This is a genomic window from Massilia sp. UMI-21 (assembly GCA_015277795.1).
Classification (GTDB): domain Bacteria; phylum Pseudomonadota; class Gammaproteobacteria; order Burkholderiales; family Burkholderiaceae_D; genus Telluria.
In genome coordinates, this window is record CP063848.1 from 3,133,768 (window position 1) to 3,152,577 (window position 18,810).

Sequence of the window (18,810 nt, forward strand, 5' to 3'; positions counted from 1 at the left end):
GGCTGCTTACGCCTTGTATTTACCAATGGACCGTGCATCGCGCATGATTCGATCACCGGCACCACAATGGCAGTTTGGGCAGTCAACCGAAAATGCGGCCCGCGAAGCTGCAGTATGTGCCGGCGTGTACAGCATGTCGCGCAGACGCATGTCATGCAGATTTCCGAGTTTGAACGTGACGTAACACAGTTGCACCGTTCCATCTGCCCCTACCCATATCATTTCGCGGGCGGCACAAGGTACCTTCATTTTCGAACCGAGCAGCAACCAGTCCGGCATCGATCGAATCCCTTCAGGCGTATGACGGATCACCTCGGGGTACTGCTCTTTTAACACCAGCAAGTCATTGATGACTACATCGATCGCTTCCCTGTCCTCATCGCGGAACTGCAGTTCGCGATCCGGCCCCTCCGTAAAGTAGGGTAAGGAGTAGTGCACCATATCGACCTGCAATGTCGTGTGGTACTTGAGCGCAAATTCGAATGCTTCACGCAGGGATTCCCGATTGCAGGTTTGGCGCCGCAGTAACCAGTTGATCTGGATCCTGACTGTATCGCCATACTTTTGTCTGACGTCGGCAATACTTGCTTCCATTCGCCTGAAGCGTCCCGGCCTCTGCGTATACGCGTCATATGCGGCGCCGACTCCGTAAAAGCCGACTGACAGATCCCTGAGCCCCGCCGCATACAGCTCGTCGATTCGTGACGACAGGGCGATCGCATTGGTTGTCACGGCAGGCGCAAGCCCGATTTCTTTGCAGTAGGCGACGATTCTGGGCAGATCGGGATGCAGCAGCGGCTCTCCGCCGTAGAGGCGGACTTTGTAGATGCCCGCTTCCTTGGCATCGTCGAGCACGCCACGCGTGTGTTCCCAACTCAACTGCGATCCTGCCATGAAATCCCGGCCGTATTTGCAACCCTGGCAGCGTAGATTGCAATAACTTGTCAAGGCAAGCATGATCAGATGGGGACTAGGCCGAATCACCGCAGGAGCGATTCTTCCAACTGAATGATGCTGCCTCAGCATCCAGGTTTCGACCTTTGCGGTGGCATCCCGGACCGTCGGATGGCTACGAAGAGCTGCACCAACCTGATGGCGCAACGCGTTCCGGACAACGTTGACAACTTTTGCGCTTCCCATATCGACCGAATCCCTGGCTATGTTCATTTGTAACCTAGCAATAAGCATACCCATCGAAAAAACGTGATTCAATTCAACACGTTAAATTTTGCTGGAGAAAGCATGTAAAGGATTCCGACACTGCAAGAAGGTATCGGCATCCGATGGACATCAGCGCGGTGGCCAGCGTAGTGGCCCTTGGTCTCGTCAGACCTCGATGGCGTGCCTGCTCAGTCGCCTGTCATGGTTCGGCGCTAAACTTTATATGGCTGAGCGTGGCGCGTTCACTGATCGAATCCTCGGCCGGTGTAGGCAGTTCGAAATAGCTCAGTGAATAAGCCTTGGCTCGCAACACAACTCGCGCACCTGCCAGCGCTTGCTCGTCGTCGCCAATTCGATTGGTTTCTAGCGCACTGTCAGACTCGCCACAGTAGCGCCCGGAGCAGTTCACTCCAACGCACGCCGACGCGACTCCACATCGACATTCAGGATCGCCACCGCCCCAATCAGCAAGAACGCCGCCAGCATCCCCAGCGCCAGCGTGAACTGCGTCGCCATCACCGGCGCCACGATCGCGGGCGCGAACAGCCCGCCGAAGCGTGCCACGGCGCCGGCCAGGCCCATGCCGCTGGCGCGCAGGTCGGTCGGGTAGACCTCGGGGGTGAAGGCGTACAGGGCGCCCCAGGTGCCCAGCAGCGCGAAACTCATCAACAGGGTCGAGCCGACCACCAGCCAGCTGGCGTTGCCCAAGCTGTAGGCCATGCAACCGGCCGCGCTGAGCAACAGGAATCCGACCAGGGTCGGCTTGCGCCCCCAGCGCTCGACGCCGTAGGCCGACAGCGCGAATCCGGGCAACTGCACCAGCGCCAGCACGATCAGGAACTCCTGGCCGCGCATGAAGCCGAAGCCCTCGGCGCTCAATTTCACCGGCAGGTAGACGAACACGCCGTAGTAGGCCACCGAGATCAGCATCCAGGCCACCAGCAACGCGATGCTGCGCCGGCGCAGCGCGCCGGAAAACAACGCCGACAGCGTTTGCTTGGGTGCGCTGTCCGGCTGCAGGGGCGGAATCTCGGCCTGGCGTCCGTTGACGGCGGCCACGCGGGCCAGCACGGCTCTCGCCTGTTCGCCTTTGCCGCTGCGGTTCAGGTACATCGGCGACTCCGGCACGAACAGGCGCAAGACCACGCCGATCAGCGCCGGCAAGCCGGTGACGAAAAAGATCACACGCCAGGCATCGTCGCCCCAGCGCAGCGCCACCAGGGCCAGCACCGCCAGCAGGATGGTGCCGACCGCCCAGAAGGATTCGAGCAGCACCAGCCAGCGCCCGCGCCGGTCGCTGGGCAGGAACTCGGCCATCATGGTGTAGTCGACCGGCAGCGTGCCGCCGACCCCGATGCCGGTCAGGAAGCGCAGCGCCAGTAGCCAGGTCAGGTCCGGCGCGAAGCTCGAGGCCACGCCGAAGCAGGCGTCGACCAGCACCGCCGCCATCAGCACCGGGCGGCGCCCGATGCGGTCGGCCAGGCGGCCGAAGGCGAAGGCGCCGACCAGCATCCCGACAAAGAACCAGGTGCCGGTCTGCAGCGCCTGCGGCAGCGTCACGCCGAAGGTCTTCGCAATCGAGGGCGCACTGAAGCCGATCGACAGCACCTGCATGGCGTCCGCCATCCAGACCAGGCCGAAGATGGCGAACAGCCGGTACTGGAAACGGCCCACGCCCGCGGCCTGGATCGCCTGCTCTACCGTCGCAGTCGGACTCGCCATCTCTTCCCCCTCAACATTTGCCTTGATTACCAGTTTGAAGGAAAGAATTGCCTCGGACCGTGCATTGGACTACACAGGCACGCAATAACCGGCTCAGCTTGCGGCCTGGCGCCCGAGCAGGCGGCGTAGCTGGGCGGCCTGGTAGGCGCCGAAGGTATCGCCGAACAGGCAGCGGATGAGCGGGTCGTCGACCACCTCGGCCTGGGTCAGCGCCGCTTCCACCGCGGGTTCGAAGCGGGCCTCGTTGATACGCATGTACATCGAGGTGAGCGACTCGCCCAGTTCCAGCGCCGCATACAGCTTGGCGGCCGGGATCTCGGTGGCCCATGCGAGGGGGCCGGCCTCAGGGCCAGCCGGGCTGGCCCGGCCGGGCTCCAGCAGATAGCGGAAACGCTGTTTCGCCCCCGCGTGGTCATACACCGAGAGCTGCCAGACACGGGGCTGGTCGAAATACGCCGACTCCGCCTCCATCTGCGCATACTTCAGCGGCAGCTCCACGGCGCAATAGCGCATCACGCGCGCGGTCTCGGCTTCGGTAAGCGGGGCGAAGCGGCGTGCGATGTCCGCCGTCGGCGGCGGGGTCGCATGGCCCTCGTAGGCGTAATCCACATCCTGCTCGCCGACCGGGCTGGCCCAGCCCAGCGGCGGCGCCGGCTGCAGTCCGCCGGCATCCAGCCGCACCGACACCGAGGGGTTCAGGCGCACGACCTGCGCCTGCGGCAGCGCCGCCCCGACTTCCTGTGCGAAGCGGGCATACGAGATCGGGAAAAAAGCGCGGTTGTACCAGGACCACGGCTCCTGCAGGAACTGGCAGGAACTCGGCACCACGTAGCGCGGGTCGAGCGCCTGCAGTTGGGCGATCCACTCCTCCGGCAATGATGGCGGCGCCGCCGAGGCGCGGGTCGGCGCCAGCACCTCGATCTCGCGCATGGTCTGGAACGGCCACAACACCATGTCCCACGGGCCTTCGCGGACCAATCGGGCCAGCGAGTCTTCGTCGATCCATGAATCGACCACGTTCAACACCTTCATCCCGCCCGCGTTCACCTGGAACATCGAGTCGACGTCGGCATCCATGGCCTCGCGCGGGATCACCTGGAACGGCCCGACCTCGACCGGCACGTCCAGCTGCAGGCGATGCACGCTGCTGAAGCCCAGCTGGCGCACCATGTCGAACAGCTCCTCGAACATGCAGTAGATATACAGCGGGGTATCGCGCGCCAGCAGGTCCAGGCTCTCGAGCGAGCAATGGTCGTCGTGGAAGTGTGAGATGAACACCGCGGCGAAGCGTTCGCGGCGGATCGCCGCCTCGTCGAAGCGCACGCCGGGAAAGGCGTGGCAATTGCGGCTGAAGGGATTCTCGAAGATCGTATCGAATGCAATCCGGGTGCCCTCGCACGCGAACACGTAGCCGGCGTGCAGGATTCTCGATATCGTCAGGCCAGTCTGGTCCACGTGTGCTCCCTGGGTACGACAATCAACAAATAAAAAAGCCCCTGGCGAACCAGGGGCCTGGGACGTCGCCGTACTTTACACGCCGACCATCGACACCGCCTTGGTGTTCAGGTAGGACTCCAGCGCTTCCGGACCGCCTTCCGAGCCATAGCCCGAATCCTTGATGCCGCCGAAGGGCAGCTCGGCGCTCGGGGTGGCCGGCTGGTTAATCCAGAGCATGCCGACTTCGACGCGGTTCATCAGGAGCTGGGCGTTCTTGATCGAGCTGGTGAAGGCATAGCCGGCCAGGCCGTACGGCAGGCGGTTGGCCTCCGCGATCGCGTCTTCCAGGCTGTCGAAGCCGCGAATCGCCGCCACCGGACCGAAGGGCTCGTCGTTGAAGACGCTCGCTTCCAGGGGCACGTCGGCCAGGATGGTCGGAGCGAAGAAGTTGCCGGCGTCGCCAACGCGCGCGCCGCCGGTGGCGACCGTCGCGCCCTTGGCGCGCGCATCGTCGATCACCTGCGACATCGCCGTCAGGCGGCGCGCATTGGCCAGCGGGCCGAGGGTGGTCCCCTCCGCCAGGCCGTCGCCGAGCTTCAGGCTTTCGGCATGCTTGACCAGGGCGCGGGTGAACTCGTCCTTGATCGCATTGTGGACCAGGAAGCGGGTCGGCGAAATGCACACCTGGCCCGCATTACGGAACTTGGCGCCGCCGGCGGCCTTGACCGCCAGGTTGACGTCGGCGTCGGCCGCGATGATCACCGGCGCATGGCCGCCCAGCTCCATGGTGGCGCGCTTCATGTGGGCGCCGGCCAGCGCGGCCAGCTGCTTGCCGACCGGGGTCGAGCCGGTGAAGGTGACCTTGCGGATCACCGGATGCGGGATCAGGTAGCTGGAGATCTCGGCCGGGTCGCCGAACACCAGGCCCACCACGCCCGGCGGCACGCCGGCATCGACGAAGCACTGGAACAGTGCCGCGGGGGACGCCGGGGTTTCTTCCGGCGCCTTGCACAGGAAGGAGCAGCCGGTCGCCAGCGCCGCGGCCAGCTTGCGCACGATCTGGTTGATCGGGAAGTTCCAGGGCGTGAAGGCGGCGACCGGGCCGACCGGCTCCTTCAGCACCAGCTGCTGGGCCGCCGGGTTGCGCGCCGGGACGATGCGGCCGTACACGCGCATGCCTTCGGCGGCGAACCAGTCGATGATCTCGGCGCCGGCCATGGCTTCCATCTTCGCTTCGGCCAGCGGCTTGCCCTGCTCCTGGGTCAGCAGGCGGGCGATGTCGCCGGCGCGCTCGCGCAGCAGGTTGGCGGCGCGGCGCATGGTGGCGGCACGCTCGGCGGCCGGCACGAAGCGCCAGGCCTCGAAGCCCTGCTGCGCGGCCGCCAGGGCGCGGTCCAGGTCGGCGATGCCGGCATGGGCCACGCTGCCGATCGCCTGGCCGGTAGCCGGGTTCAGCACCGGGATCGTCTTGCCGCCGGTCGCGTCTTGCCATTCGTTGGCGATGAGGAGTCGGGTATCGGGATAGCTGGAAGTCGTCATGGGGCGTCGGTTCCTGTGTTGAATGAATCGTAAAACATGATGATAACCGGTGTGCGCCCGGTCTGCAGGCTGGCGCCGACTGGCGAGTTTTGCGCGGGGCCCGCGAGACGGGTCCGCTCCCCGGAAAGCCCAAGGAGCGGTGCGCGACCGCCATGCCATTGCCTGTGGATGATTCCGCCTGGGCGCGCGCAGGCAAGCGATGCTGCTTCAGCCTTTTGGCGGCTTCAGCTTGCTGATCGCCGCCAACGCGATCAGCACGACGGCCGCGAAGTGGTTGCCGTTGAGTACGGTTACGAACTGGATGAGCGGGTCGAGCGTCTCCATTCCTTATTCCTCCAAGTGGGCCCGCCGACGTGCCGCCACGCACAGGGAATCATTCGGCCTTATGTTCCGCGGGTACATCTTCGACATATCAGTCCGCTTGGGAGTTGCCGCCAGTCTGAAACGAACTGAGCTGTATCAACGTACTTTCGTATAGGCACCAGAAGCCTAGCGTTAGACGAACGGAAACAAGCCCGGAAAGCGCTGCCGAGGAAGTGCAAGTCTGTGCGAAGACAGGGAAGGCACCTCATCGATTCCCTACAATCGCTTGGGTCGGTAATGTCGAGCGAACGAATGTCGGAATGCCAATGGAAAGCGTCGTCGTCTACACGGGGAAGGATTTGCGCCGCATGCGCGAGGAAGGTGGCTGCGGCCATTGGACGGCCAGCGCGATCCGGGTGGAGGCGGCCGAGTACCTCGTCTGCGTGCGAAATCGACGCGAACAGTGGGCCGCGATGGATTACGAGCACGGCCTGGCTTTTCTCATTGCAAAAATTTCCGGCACGAAGGCATCGCCCCATGCGGCCCGGATCACGATTGAATTCAGCAGCTATGCCATACTCGACGTTCCAGGCGCCTGGCAGTTGCTGGCGAAGGGTCAGCGCTTTCCGGTGGCCTACCTGGAAACCGACGAACTGTTTCGCAGGCTCCGCCTGAAAGAAGACGACCTGGACTGGCAGCCGCTGGTCGGCGAGCCGCCCCGCATACGGGTCGCAGAGGGCGGTACGCCCATGCTCCCGGCCCCCGACCACGCCGAGCTCACCACCGGTGGCTTTACCAAAGCGATCGTCGATGCCAAGCGCAAGCTGGCCGAATCCCTTGGCATAGCTTCCGAGAAAATAGAGATAACCATCCGCTTGTAACGCCAGGAACGTCCGGTGTGTCGCCCGCGGGCCGGGCGGCGCGCTTCACCGGCAGCCGGTCAAGGCGCGCCATCGCCCAGGCAGATGCCAAGATCGCGCGCCGTGCGCAGCGTGTCCCCGTCCAGCGGCACCAGCCTGCTGTGCCCCGCCACCTCGCCCAGCGGGACGGTGCCGACGCCCCCCTCGCCCAGCGCCACCATGACACCGGCCTGCCCGGCCGCGAGCGCGCGCACGGCGGCGGCCCCGAAGCGCGCGGACACCACGCGATCGAAGGCGGATGGCGCGCCGCCGCGCAGCAGGTGGCCCAGCACCACGCTGCGGCAATCCTTGCCGGTGCGCTCGGCCAGCCGGCCCTCGACCCAGGCGCCGATGCCGCCCAGCCGTTCGGCGTGCCCGGCGCCGGCGCCGGCCCGCAGCGCGCGGCCCTCGCCGCGCGGCTGTGCGCCCTCGGCCACCACCACGATCGTGTGGCCGCGCCCGAGCGCATCGCGGCGGGCAATCGCGGCAGCCACCGCATCGATGTCGAAGGGGATCTCGGGCAGCAGGATCACATGGGCGCCGCCGGCCATGCCCGCGTGCAGGGCGATCCAGCCGGCGTAGCGCCCCATCACCTCCACCACCATCACCCGGTGCTGGCTGTCCGCCGTGGTGTGCAGGCGGTCGATGCATTCGGTGGCAAAGCCCACCGCGGTGTCGAAGCCGAAGGTCTGGATGGTGCGGTCGAGGTCATTGTCGATGGTCTTGGGCACGCCGACCACGGGCAGTCCCTTGCGATGCAGGCAGTCGGCGATCTCCATCGAGCTGTCGCCGCCCACCATCACCAGGGCGTCGAATCCGTGATGGCGGCACAGGCCGACCAGCTCGTCGCTGCGGTCTTCCTCGCCGGGGGCGCCGTCGCGGCGCACCGGATAGCGCAAGGGATTGCCGCGGTTGGTGCTGCCGAGGATGGTGCCGCCGAGATGCCCGATGCCGTGCACCGCCTCGGGCAGCAGGCGCAACACCGGTTCGCCCAGGCAGCTGTGCGGCGCCAACAGGCCGTTGAAGCCGTCGCGGATGCCCCAGCACTCCCAGCCGTGCCCACTGGACGCGAGCACGACCGCACGGATCACGGCGTTCAGGCCGGGGGCGTCGCCGCCGCCGGTGGTGACGGCAATGCGCTGGATGGAAGCTTGCATGGGAACTCCTGTCGCGGCATGGTCTGCGCCCCACTATAGCATTGCGCCGGCCGTCCCTAGCGCCGCCCCTGCGCATGCTCGAGCATCCAGCGCTCCATCGTCTCGCGATGCGCCTGCGAAGTCAGGTGCACCTGCTGCGGCTCGACGACGAAGGTGCGGGCCGTGGGCATCACGTTGTACACCGCGAAGGTCGAGGTCGGCGGCGTTACCATGTCGTTGTAGCCTGCGTAGTACAGCACCGGGGCATGCAGGCGCCTGGCGAAGTTCACCGTGTCGTAGTAGGCCGAGGTGGCGGCCTTCGGCGCGATCGGCAGGTCTTGCCGCTGTCCCGCCGCGTCCTTGCGGAACAGTCCGGGCCAGCCGCCCGCGCGCTCGTGCAGGTAGCCGGTGACGTCGCTGTAGGCCGGATACGAGGCCAGGGTCAGCGATACCCGCGGGTCCAGCGCGCTGGCCATGATCGCCAGCTGCCCGCCCTGGCTGCCGCCCTGGACGATCAGGTGGCGGCCGTTCCATTTCGGGTGGCTGGCCAGGTAGTCGAGCGCGCGCAGCGTGCCCAGGTAGACCCGGCGGTAGTAGTAGCTGCGCGGGTTGTCCAGGTTGTAGCGGTTGTAGGCATCGAGCGCCCCGTAGTTGAGCTGCTCGTAGAGCTCGTCCGGCAAGTCGACCGGGATGCCGTGGATCCCGATCTGCAAGGTGATGAAGCCGTTCGCGGCCAGGCTGGGCGTACCCTTGTAGCCGCGCACGCCCGCGCCCGGCACGTGCAGCACCGCCGCGAACGGGCCGGGACCGCGCGGCACCGACAGCACGCCGTAGATGTTGGTGGCGCGCTTGCCGGGGCCGACGTTCTGGAAGCTCAAATACGACACCTCGACCTCGGGCGTGGAGAGCGCGGGCGCCGGCGCCAGGCGGTAGGCCGGCTCGACCGCGGCCAGGTCTTGCTTCTGCGCCGCCCAGAAGGCGTCGAAATCCGCCGGCTCGGCCTGGACCGGGCGCAGCGCGAGCGGGCTGAAGGCCGCGGTGGCCACGCCCTCGTAGCGCTTGCCGTCCAGGCTGGCCGTGACGATGCAGCGGACGAAGCCGGGCCGCTCCTGCACCGGAATCGGCAGGCGCAAGCCCTCCTGCGGGACCAAGGCGCTGCGCTCGGCGCCTTCCAGCATGTCCGGCCCCAGCCGGTAGCTGATGCGTATGCCTTCGGCCGGATACGGCTGCCTGTCGATCTTGATGACGAAGGCGGCCGGCTCGCCCACCCGGTAGGTCCAGTCGGGGCGCGTGAGCTGCACTTTCAGCGGCGCGTCGCCGAGGACGGCCTGCGCCACCTGCAGCACCGCCGGGGCGGCGGCCCGTGCCGCGCCGGGCCACGCCAGCTGGGCCGTGGCCAGCACCGCTGCCGCAACCGAGATCGCCCCCGCGGCGGCGGATGTGCGCAGCAGGACCATCATGCGCGCTGCGAGCGCGCGCGGCGCAGCGAGAACAGGCCGGCCATCCCGGCCAGCAGCAGCACTGTGCTTCCCGGCTCCGGCACCGCATTGGCCTGTCCCAGGGTGAAGGAAAGCAGGGGCGAATCGTCGATATACTGCGACGCGCTGCTCCAGTCGTACAGGCCGTTGAGCCCCGCGGCGTCCACCGTCAGCGTCGCGCCCAGGTCCAGCAGCGTGAGGTAGAAGCCGGCATCATGGCCACCCATGTCCGCCGGATTCGTATTGCTGAGGAAGTTCCAGGCTGCGATCTCGTCGTAGTCGAGGTAGGCGTTCTTGTCGATGCTGGTCGTCTGGACCAGGTCGACCAGCGTGCCCTTGACCGCCGTGATGCGCGCCGCGGCACTGCTGTCGTAGTAGAACTGTCCCTTGAATGTCCCGTCGCGCCACGTGGCCTGGTAATCATACCAGCCGATCGGCGCCGCCCATACGGATTGCGACAACACGGCCAGCGCCAGTGCGAACAGCATGTGAAGCTTTTTCATGTGCGAACCTTTCATGTCTTGGAGAGGAAATGGCGTCTGGCTCAGGGGACGATCAGTTCGTCGATATTGCCCAGGCCCTGGCCGGTCGATTCGAAGCGCAGCGTATTGGCCTGCCCCGGCGCCAAGTTGACCGTGGCGGCCATCGTGGTCCAGGCGGTCCAGCTGCCGGTGATCCTGAAGCTGATCGCCTGGGGCTGGCCGTTCACGCGCAGGACGCCGGTGCGCGGCGTCGGGTTGCCGTTGGCGTAGCGGATCGTGATGGTCTTGACCCCGCCCGCCCCGCCGTTGATGCGCTGGAATTCGGCAGCGCCGCCCTTCAGGGGGAAGTTCAGGAAGCCCAGGTGGCGGTAGCCGGCGCGGTCGGCCTTGACGGCCGTATTGCCGCTCACGATCGCGGTCTCGGCCTGCACGGTGCCGCTGCCGTCGTAGGGCACATGCACCGGCTCCTGCGGGAAGGCGCTGGCGCCGTGTCCGAGGTAGAAACTGGTGTGCGGCGGCTGGTTGTAGCCGGCGTTCTGCGCCGCCACCTGGCTGCGGTACTGCGGGTTGTGCATCAGGGTGTTGATGCGGGTGCCGGTCGGGATGGTGGTGCTGAACACCATCAGCTCGGTGTTGCCGGTGTTGCGGAAGACAATCTCCTCGCGCCAGTCGCCGAACAGGTCGGCGCTGAGCACCGGGGTCGCCTTGGTGCCGTTATTGGTGGTCGCGCCGTAGGCCCCGGCGTCGAGCAGGGTCGCGAACGTGCGGGTCGCAGGAATCCACTTCTGGACGGCGCGGCTGCCCATCGGCTCGCGCAGCAGGTCGCCGTCCCACCAGACCCCGAAGTTCATCGAACCCGGCGCGCTCGCGTTGATGAGGGCGCCGTCAATGCCGCGCAGGCCGCCGCGCGAGGCCCAGCACTCGGCGCCGGGGTAAGCGGGATCGACATCGAAGCAGACGCCGCGCCCGACGTCGGCATTGGAACCGCTGGCGCCCCAGATCAGCGCACCGGTGGCGGCGTCGTGCAGGCCCGAGCCGCTGGCGCCGTAGGCCGACGGGCTCTCGTGCACCATGTAGACCTGCTGGCCCGGACGGCCTGGATCGAACTTGCCGAAGTGGAGCGCATCGCCATGCCCCAGCCCGGTGGTGTAGAGCAGCTGGCCGTAGCTGTCGATGGTGGCGGCGCCAAACACGATGTCGTCGCGGCCGTCGTCGTTGGCGTCGCCGGTGGCGAACCAGTGCGCGCCCTGCCCGCGTGCGGCGGCGCCGGCGACGTCGCTGTCGAACACCCAGCGGCTGGTCAGGGCGCCGTCGCGCCAGTCCCAGGCCGCGATCACCGCGCGGGTATAGTAGCCGCGCGAGAAGATCGCGCTCGGACGGTTGCCGTCCAGGTTGGCCACACCGCCCAGGAAGCGGTCGACCCGGTTGCCGTAATTGTCGCCCCAGGACGACACGACCCCGCGCGCGGGCAGGTAGTCGACGGTCTTCATGGCCGCGCCGGTCAAGCCGTTGAACACGGTCAGGTATTCCGGGCCGCTCAGGATGTAGCCGTTGGCGTTGCGGTGGTCGGCGCTGCTCGAACCGATCACCGTGCCCTGCCCGTCCACCGTGCCGTCGGCGGTCTTGGCCATCAGCTCGGCCTGGCCGTCGCCGTCGAAGTCGTAGGCGACGAAGGTGGTGTAATGGGCCCCGGCGCGGATGTTCCTGCCCAGGTCGATGCGCCACATCCGGGTGCCATCGAGCTTGTAGGCATCCAGGTAGGTGTTGCCGGTGTAGCCCGACTGCGAGTTGTCCTTGGCATTGGTGGGCTGCCACTTGACGATGATCTCGTAGCTGCCGTCGCCGTCCAGGTCGGCCGGCGCACCATCGTTGATCTCGTAGGTGTAGGCCTCGCCGGTGGGGGTCACGCCGGCGGCCGGCGCCTGCACCGGGATCGCCAGGTAAGGCTTGGCCCAGGTCGCGCCGGCGCTGCTGCCCGGCTGCTCGACCCCGGCCACGACCTCGCGCACGGTATAGCTGTCCGCCGCCGTCCCGGACGGGTCGGTGAAGTTCAGCGCATTCAGCGGCGCCGCATTGAGCTTCGTGCCGCCGCGATAGACGTTGAAGCCGATGCCGGCCGGGTCCTGCGCCAACTGGCGCCAGCTGACGAACACACCGGAACCGGCGCCGATCGCGACCGCGCCGCGATTCAGGTTTTCGATCTGCTTGCCCGGCAGGGTGATGACGGCGCTGGCACTGCCGGCCGCGGCCAGTAGTGCAAGCAAGAGGGTCGCGGCGCGCGCTGTTGGGTGGCTCATCTTGTCTCCGTTGGCTACTTGTAGGTGTGATGCGTGCAGGTGTGATGAGAAATCATAGGCGAGGCGCAGCAGCCTGGAACGGGGCCGGCGAAACAACTCATGCGGATGAGCGGTTCAGCCGCCTTGCATGCCGGCTTTGCATGCCGGACCAGCCTACTGGCGCCCCGTCAGTGCCCCGCTCGGCAGGCTGGATTGGGCCTGCACGCTGATGCGCTGCCGCCCGGCGCGCACCAGCACACTGGCAACGCCGGCTTCGGTGGCGGCCACGCTGCTGCCGACGATCTCGGTGCCTGGGCCGGCCGAAAACACCACCTCCCTGCCGTTCGCCGGCACGACGGTCCCCCTGGCATCGAGCAGGCGGGCGCGCACGAAGACCAGGTCGCCGTCCGTGACGGGCACGCCCAGTTCGTCCACCGACAGCGCCAGGCGCACCGGCTCGCCCGGGGTGCGCACCCGGTGCTCGGCCACCACCCGGCCTTGGCTGTAGGCCAGCGCCACCAGTTCGCCCGGCGCGAAGCCGCCGGTGTCGAACTCCAGCGGCGGATGGGCCAGCCGCGGATGGCTGGCCGACGGCAGCGCTTTGCGGCGCGCGACCAGCCTGCCGTTCAGGATAAGCGCCACTTCCTCGGCATTGGTAAAGACGCGCACGCGCGGCGAGGAATCGGCCTGCCAGTAGCTGGCGATGAAGACCATCGGCCCGCCTCCCCAGCGCGCCGAAGCCTGGTCGGCGTCGCGCTGCGAACGGAAGAACTCGGCGGCGAACTTGGGCAGGCGCTCGATGCTCATCGCGCCGGATTCCTCGAGATCGGGGGCGTAGCCGCGCGCGTAGTCGAACATGACCCAGTAGCCGTCCGCGAAGGCCCTGGTCGCCAGGTTGTCGTCGTGCGCTTCGGCCACGTTCCGGGCCTGCTGCAGCAGGCGCGCCTCGCCCTGCGCCAGCGACTGCCGGCTGGAGCGCTCGGCCGGCTTGAGATCGGCCCACGCGCCCTGGTTGAAGCCTGCGTTCATCGCGTAGTATTCCCAGTCGCCGTATTCCGACACGACCAGCGGCTTGTCCGGCAGGGCGTGTTTGCTGCCGATGCGGTGCTGGCGCGCCTGCAGGTAGATGTCGTAGGTCTGCGGCATCCAGCCGGCCGAGAAGGCCTGGTCGCCCGGGTATTCGGCATGCACGGTGTCGTGCAGCGCCTGCACCAGCGCGGCCGGCATCTGGCTCTCGTTCAGCGAGCACTCCCAGGCCAGCACGCTCGGATGGTTGCGGTCGCGCCGGATCAGGTCGGCGCAGGTACGCAGCGCCTGCCGGCTGAAGGCCGGGTCCGGGTTGTAGAACTGCCAGCCGGGGATGGCGGGCAGCACCATCAGTCCCAGCTCGTCGGCCGCATCCATGAAGGCCGGCGACTGCGGGTAGTGCGACAGGCGCACGTAATCGAAACCGTATTGCTTGATCAGGCGCGCATCGCGCCGGTCGGCTCCTTGCGGGAGCGCGTAGCCGACATGGGGGTACTCCTGGTGGCGGTTGACGCCGCGCAGGCGCAGCGGTTCGCCGTTGAGCAGCAGGCGCCCGCCCTCGAAGGCCAGGCGGCGCACGCCGATCCGGGTCGACACCAGGTCGTCAACCCCGTCCGCCAGCACCCTGGAATCGAGCCGGTACAGATGCGGCGCCTTCGGCGACCACAGCTTCGGCTGCAGAAGTTTGATCGGCATGCCGACGTGGCGGCGCTCGCCGGCCGCCAGGCGCAGTTGCCGCTCGGCCTGGGCGACAATCCTGCCCTGCCGGGCCAGGGTGTGACGCAGGGTCACCAGTTGCGCCCCTGCCGAGGTATTGCTGAGCTCCGCCCGAACCTGCACCACCGCTTCCTGCCGGTCGGCGCGGGGATAGCTGACGAAGATGCCGCCACCGCCGGGTGTACCCGACAGGATTTCGTCGGTGATGTGCACCGCCGGTTTGACCAGCAGCTTGACCCCGCGGTAGATGCCGCCATGCTGGATATAGTCGAGCTGCTTCAGCGGCTTCGGCCCGGTGATCGGGTTGTCTTCGTTGTTGGCGCGGACCACCAGTTCGTTCGGCCCGTCCGTTTTCAGGCTGTCGGTGACGTCGAAGGCAAACGGCAGGTAGCCGCCCAGGTGCTGTCCCAGGTGCCGCCCGTTCAGCCAGACGTCGGCCACGTTCATCACCCCCTCGAAGCGCAGGATGGCGCGCTCGCCCGGGCGCAGCTTCAGCACCAGCATTTTCTTGTAGAACGCGCTGCCCTGCCAGGGCGCGGCCGGCACGCGCGGCTCGATGTGCGCCGCATGCGGCAGGTCGACCCGGGTCCAGGCGTCGAGCGGCACCTGCTGCGCGCCGGCCAGCCGGCCGCTGTCGTCGCGATGGAACAGCCAGGACCGGTTCAGGTCGATGCTGCCCGCCTGCGCCAGCGCCGGCGCCGCCAGGCAGCAGAGCAAGCAGAGCATGGGGCAGGCCGCAGCCTTGGGTAGCAGCCTGGCGAGGGCGAATGCAAAAGAAGACATGTGATGTTCAATGGACAAGGTAGGCGGCTGCCAGTCTAGGTAAAGCCGGCCGGCCGCCGCAAGCGATATCGCCGCGCCGCCCCAAACACTCACGGCCGTGATTCCTTGTGCGCCGGGGCAAGCAAGATAAGCAATCAGAAACATGACCAGTTTGCCAAGCATGCGTTCACGAAAAGCGAAACCCTTTACTATTCGCCACTTCATCGGCACTGCCGATATCCTGTGATTCTTGAATGAGCGAGGCCCCCGATGTTCAATCCCACCGACCATCCTCACCGCCGCTATAACCCGCTGATGGGCGACTGGGTGCTGGTGTCGCCGCATCGCGCCAAGCGCCCCTGGCAGGGGCAGCAGGAAGCGGTCGACCGCGCACCGAAGCCGGCGCACGACCCCGACTGCTACCTGTGCCCCGGCAATACGCGCGTCAACGGCGAACAGAATCCGCCCTACACCGGCACCTATGTGTTCACCAACGATTTCGCGGCCCTGATGGCCGATACGCCGGAGGCGGTGCCGGGCGCCGATCCGCTATTCCAGAGCATGAGCGCGCGCGGCACCAGCCGTGTCATCTGCTTCTCGCCGGACCACAGCAAGTCGCTGCCGCTGCTGGGCGTCGAGGCGATTACGGGCGTGGTCGACACCTGGTGCGCGCAGTCGGCCGAACTCGGCGCCAGCCACCGCTGGGTGCAGGTGTTCGAGAACAAGGGCGCCACGATGGGCTGCTCGAACCCGCACCCGCACGGCCAGATCTGGGCGACCAGCTTCCTGCCCGACCTGCCGGCGCAAGAGGACCGCCAGCAGCGCGCCTATTTTGCCGAGCAGGGCAAGCCGCTCCTGCTCGACTATGTCGAACGCGAGGCCGCGGCCGGCGAACGGGTGGTGGTGGAAACCGAACATTGGCTGGTGGTGGTGCCGTACTGGGCCGCGTGGCCGTTCGAGACCCTGGTGCTGCCGCGCTTCGCCGTCCAGCGCCTGGAAGACCTGACCCCGGAGCAGCGCAGCGACCTGGCCCTGGCCTTGCAGCGCCTGACGATCCGCTACGACAACCTGTTCCAGTGCTCTTTCCCCTACTCGATGGGCTGGCACGGCGCCCCCTACTCGGACGACGACGCCACCCCGTGGCAGCTGCACGCCCACTTCTATCCGCCGCTGCTGCGCTCGGCCTCGGTGCGCAAGTTCATGGTCGGGTTCGAGATGCTGGCCGAGACCCAGCGCGACCTGACGGCGGAACAGGCGGCCGCCCAGCTGCGCGCGCAGTCCGAGGTCCACTATCTTCACAACCAGGCAACAGACAGCCCCACCATCTGAGAGCACGATGAACGACACCCCCATGGCCCGCGCGGCCACCGTATTCCAGGCCGCCTTCGGCCAGGCCCCGACGATCCGGGTGCAGGCCCCGGGCCGGGTCAACCTGATCGGCGAGCACACCGACTACAACGACGGCCTGGTGCTGCCCTGCGCGATCGACTACCGCACGGTGATCGTGGCGCGTCCGCGCACCGACCGCCGGGTGCGGGTGGCGGCGGCCGACTACGACGGCGCCATCGACACTTACGCGCTGGACGCGCCGATCGGCCGCCTGGACGCGCCGATGTGGGCCAACTACGTGCGCGGCGTGGTGCGCGAGCTGGTGCAGCGCGGCCTGCCGGTGCAGGGCATGGACCTGGCGATCTCGGGCGACGTGCCGCAGGGCGCCGGCCTGTCGTCCTCGGCCTCGCTGTCGGTGGCGGTGTGCCGCCTGTTCGCGACCCTGCCCGGCTTCGAAGCGCTGGGACCGCTGGACATGGCCCTGGTCGCCCAGCGCGCCGAGAACGACTTCGTCGGCTGCAAATGCGGCAACATGGACCAGATCAGTTCCGCCTGCGGCGTCCAGGATCACGTGTTGATGATCGATTGCCGTTCGCTGGCGGTGGAACCGGTGCCGATGCCCCCGGGGGCCGCCATCATGATCTTCAATTCGCACGTCGCGCGCGGCCTGGTCGACAGCGAATACAACACGCGCCGCGCCCAATGCGAGGAGGCGGCGCGCCACTTCGGCCTGCCGGCCCTGCGCGACCTCGACCTGGAAACCCTGGAAGCGCGCGCCGCCGAGCTCGACCCGGTGGTGCTGCGCCGCGCCCGCCACGTGGTCACCGAGAACGCCCGCGTGGCCGCCGCCGCCGGCGCGCTGGCGGCCGGCGACCTGGTGCGCATGGGCGAGCTGATGGCGGCATCGCACGCCTCGATGCGCGACGACTTCGCCATCACCGTCCCGGCCATCGACGAATTGGTGGACATCGTCAAGGGGGCAATCGGCAACGCCGGCGGCGTGCGCATGACCGGCGGCGGCTTCGGCGGCTGCGTGGTGGCGCTGGTGCCGGACGCCCTGGTCGATGCTGCGCGCCTGGCCGTGCAGCAGGCCTACACCGCGCCGAACGGCCAGGGCGCGACCGTCTACGTGTGCCGCGCCGCCGCCGGCGCCGGCGTCGTCGACGCCTGAGTCGGCCGGCATAGCGAAGCGCACGAGCGTTGCGCCGGCGCCGCAGCGACACAATTGGATACAAATGCGCCGGCATTGCGCTTGCACCCGCTCCGGAATGGCAGGATGATGATCCTGCCGGTTCGCCCTACAGGTGTCCGGCGAAACGGAGCACGCCATGCACAGTTTCCTGTTCGCGACCGGTATCGAAGGCAGCTATCCCACGGTTGCCGGCCCCGATGGCGACGAACGCCGCGTCGATGAGATGGAAAAGACCGGCCACTACCTGCACTGGAAGGAAGACCTGGCCCTGGTCAAGGCGCTCGGGATCGACGCCCTGCGCTACGGACCGCCCTACTACAAGGTGCACACGGGGCCGGGCAGCTACGACTGGGATTTTACGGACGAGGTCTTCGCCGAGATCCGGCGCCTGGGCATCAAGCCGATCGTCGACCTGTGCCACTTCGGCCTGCCCGATTGGCTGGGCAACTTCCAGAATCCCGATTTCATCCCGTATTTCACCGAGTATGCCGACGCTTTTGCCCGGCGCTATCCCTGGGTCGACCTGTACACGCCGATCAACGAGATCTACATCACCGCCAAGTTCTCGGCCCACGAGGGATTGTGGAACGAGCGGCTAAGCTCGGAGCGCGCCTTCGTCACCGCGATCCGCAACCTGGCGCGGGCCAACATCCTGGCCACCGAGGCGATCATGATGGTGCGGCCGGACGCCAAGTTCATCCAGAGCGAATCGTCCGAATACTTCCACCCCTGCGGGCCGGACGCCATGGAGGTGGCGCGCCACATGAACGAGCTGCGCTTCCTGGCGCTCGACCTCACCTACGGGCACGACGTGAGCGGGCGCATGTACGAATACCTGTTCGACCACGGCATGACGCGCAAGGACTACCATTTCTTCCTCAACCGCAGCGTCAAGCCGGTGTGCATCATGGGCAACGACTACTACGCCACCAACGAGCACCTGATCCATCCGGACGGCTCCACCTCGGCCTGCGAGCTGTTCGGCTACTACGTGATCACCCAGCAGTACTACCACCGCTACCGGATTCCGGTGATGCACACCGAAACCAATAACCGCGACACCGGCACCGGCGAGAAGGACGGCCGCGCCTGGCTCGAGAAGCAGTGGTCGAACCTGGTGCGCCTGAAGACCGACGGCGTGCCGATCCTGGGCTTTACCTGGTACAGCCTGGTCGACCAGGTCGACTGGGACAGCGCCCTCACCCTGGATGCCGGCAACGTCAACCAGTACGGCCTGTGCGACCTGCAGCGGCGCGTACGGCCGGTGGGCGAGGCCTACCGCGACCTGATCCAGACCTGGAAGCACCGGGTAGGGAACGAGTTCATGTACCTGCACTGAAGACGCTGCGCG

At 67.2% G+C, this 18,810-nt stretch carries 13 protein-coding genes; 4 read left to right on the forward strand and 9 right to left on the reverse strand.

Going from position 1 to position 18,810, the window contains the following annotated elements; translation table 11 throughout:
• Positions 1-6: 6 nt before the first annotated feature.
• The 4 genes from IM543_13985 to IM543_14000 all read right to left on the reverse strand — a co-directional run bounded on the left by IM543_13985 (position 7) and on the right by IM543_14000 (position 5,859).
• On the reverse strand, positions 7-1,167 hold the full coding sequence (locus IM543_13985) for a radical SAM protein (GenBank protein QOY92715.1): 1,161 nt from the start codon (positions 1,165-1,167) through the stop codon (positions 7-9).
• Positions 1,168-1,566: 399 nt separating this feature from the next.
• Positions 1,567-2,883: an MFS transporter gene (locus IM543_13990; protein ID QOY92716.1), complete on the reverse strand. Its 1,317-nt coding sequence runs from the start codon at positions 2,881-2,883 to the stop codon at positions 1,567-1,569.
• A 93-nt stretch (positions 2,884-2,976) separates the two neighbouring features.
• A complete protein-coding gene (locus tag IM543_13995; protein ID QOY96687.1) occupies positions 2,977-4,323 on the reverse strand; it encodes an MBL fold metallo-hydrolase in 1,347 nt (448 codons plus the stop codon).
• A 90-nt stretch (positions 4,324-4,413) separates the two neighbouring features.
• The gene (locus IM543_14000) at positions 4,414-5,859 is read right to left on the reverse strand and encodes an NAD-dependent succinate-semialdehyde dehydrogenase (protein QOY92717.1); all 1,446 of its coding nucleotides are present in this window, start codon (positions 5,857-5,859) and stop codon (positions 4,414-4,416) included.
• Positions 5,860-6,488: 629 nt separating this feature from the next.
• Between IM543_14000 and IM543_14005 the strand changes: the two genes are divergently transcribed.
• Complete coding sequence (locus IM543_14005) at positions 6,489-7,043, forward strand: hypothetical protein (GenBank protein ID QOY92718.1); 555 nt, start codon at positions 6,489-6,491, stop codon at positions 7,041-7,043.
• A 59-nt stretch (positions 7,044-7,102) separates the two neighbouring features.
• Here the strand turns inward: IM543_14005 and IM543_14010 are convergent, their stop codons facing one another.
• The 5 genes from IM543_14010 to IM543_14030 all read right to left on the reverse strand — a co-directional run bounded on the left by IM543_14010 (position 7,103) and on the right by IM543_14030 (position 14,902).
• On the reverse strand, positions 7,103-8,218 hold the full coding sequence (locus tag IM543_14010) for an ATP-dependent 6-phosphofructokinase (protein QOY92719.1): 1,116 nt from the start codon (positions 8,216-8,218) through the stop codon (positions 7,103-7,105).
• Between the two features lie 56 nt (positions 8,219-8,274).
• Entirely contained in the window at positions 8,275-9,657 is a 1,383-nt protein-coding gene (locus IM543_14015; protein QOY92720.1) for an acetylxylan esterase, read from the reverse strand.
• The gene (locus IM543_14020) at positions 9,654-10,178 is read right to left on the reverse strand and encodes a PEP-CTERM sorting domain-containing protein (protein QOY92721.1); all 525 of its coding nucleotides are present in this window, start codon (positions 10,176-10,178) and stop codon (positions 9,654-9,656) included. Before IM543_14020 ends, IM543_14015 begins: the two co-directional genes overlap by 4 nt.
• Before the next feature lie 41 nt (positions 10,179-10,219).
• The gene (locus tag IM543_14025; protein QOY92722.1) at positions 10,220-12,454 is read right to left on the reverse strand and encodes a carbohydrate-binding protein; all 2,235 of its coding nucleotides are present in this window, start codon (positions 12,452-12,454) and stop codon (positions 10,220-10,222) included.
• 153 nt (positions 12,455-12,607) lie between these two features.
• A complete protein-coding gene (locus IM543_14030) occupies positions 12,608-14,902 on the reverse strand; it encodes a DUF4982 domain-containing protein (protein QOY92723.1) in 2,295 nt (764 codons plus the stop codon).
• 306 nt (positions 14,903-15,208) lie between these two features.
• On the opposite strand from IM543_14030, the gene IM543_14035 reads away from it, so the two are divergent.
• From IM543_14035 to IM543_14045, 3 genes are all read left to right on the forward strand, one after another.
• Entirely contained in the window at positions 15,209-16,267 is a 1,059-nt protein-coding gene (locus IM543_14035) for a UDP-glucose--hexose-1-phosphate uridylyltransferase (GenBank protein ID QOY92724.1), read from the forward strand.
• Positions 16,268-16,274: 7 nt separating this feature from the next.
• A complete protein-coding gene (gene galK / locus IM543_14040) occupies positions 16,275-17,438 on the forward strand; it encodes a galactokinase (protein ID QOY92725.1) in 1,164 nt (387 codons plus the stop codon).
• A gap of 157 nt (positions 17,439-17,595) precedes the next feature.
• On the forward strand, positions 17,596-18,798 hold the full coding sequence (locus IM543_14045; protein QOY92726.1) for a glycoside hydrolase family 1 protein: 1,203 nt from the start codon (positions 17,596-17,598) through the stop codon (positions 18,796-18,798).
• Positions 18,799-18,810 lie beyond the last annotated feature (12 nt).

Bases quoted from the DNA above. Each gene is read 5' to 3' on its own strand.
- galK (QOY92725.1), top strand. From the start codon at position 16,275: ATGAACGACACCCCCATGGCCCGCGCGGCCACCGTATTCCAGGCCGCC.
- IM543_14030 (QOY92723.1), bottom strand. From the start codon at position 14,902: ATGCTCTGCTTGCTCTGCTGCCTGGCGGCGCCGGCGCTGGCGCAGGCG.
- IM543_13990 (QOY92716.1), bottom strand. From the start codon at position 2,883: ATGGCGAGTCCGACTGCGACGGTAGAGCAGGCGATCCAGGCCGCGGGC.
- IM543_14035 (QOY92724.1), top strand. From the start codon at position 15,209: ATGTTCAATCCCACCGACCATCCTCACCGCCGCTATAACCCGCTGATG.
- IM543_14015 (QOY92720.1), bottom strand. From the start codon at position 9,657: ATGATGGTCCTGCTGCGCACATCCGCCGCCGCGGGGGCGATCTCGGTT.
- IM543_13985 (QOY92715.1), bottom strand. From the start codon at position 1,167: ATGAACATAGCCAGGGATTCGGTCGATATGGGAAGCGCAAAAGTTGTC.
- IM543_14005 (QOY92718.1), top strand. From the start codon at position 6,489: ATGGAAAGCGTCGTCGTCTACACGGGGAAGGATTTGCGCCGCATGCGC.
- IM543_14020 (QOY92721.1), bottom strand. From the start codon at position 10,178: ATGAAAAAGCTTCACATGCTGTTCGCACTGGCGCTGGCCGTGTTGTCG.
- IM543_14045 (QOY92726.1), top strand. From the start codon at position 17,596: ATGCACAGTTTCCTGTTCGCGACCGGTATCGAAGGCAGCTATCCCACG.
- IM543_14025 (QOY92722.1), bottom strand. From the start codon at position 12,454: ATGAGCCACCCAACAGCGCGCGCCGCGACCCTCTTGCTTGCACTACTG.
- IM543_14010 (QOY92719.1), bottom strand. From the start codon at position 8,218: ATGCAAGCTTCCATCCAGCGCATTGCCGTCACCACCGGCGGCGGCGAC.
- IM543_14000 (QOY92717.1), bottom strand. From the start codon at position 5,859: ATGACGACTTCCAGCTATCCCGATACCCGACTCCTCATCGCCAACGAA.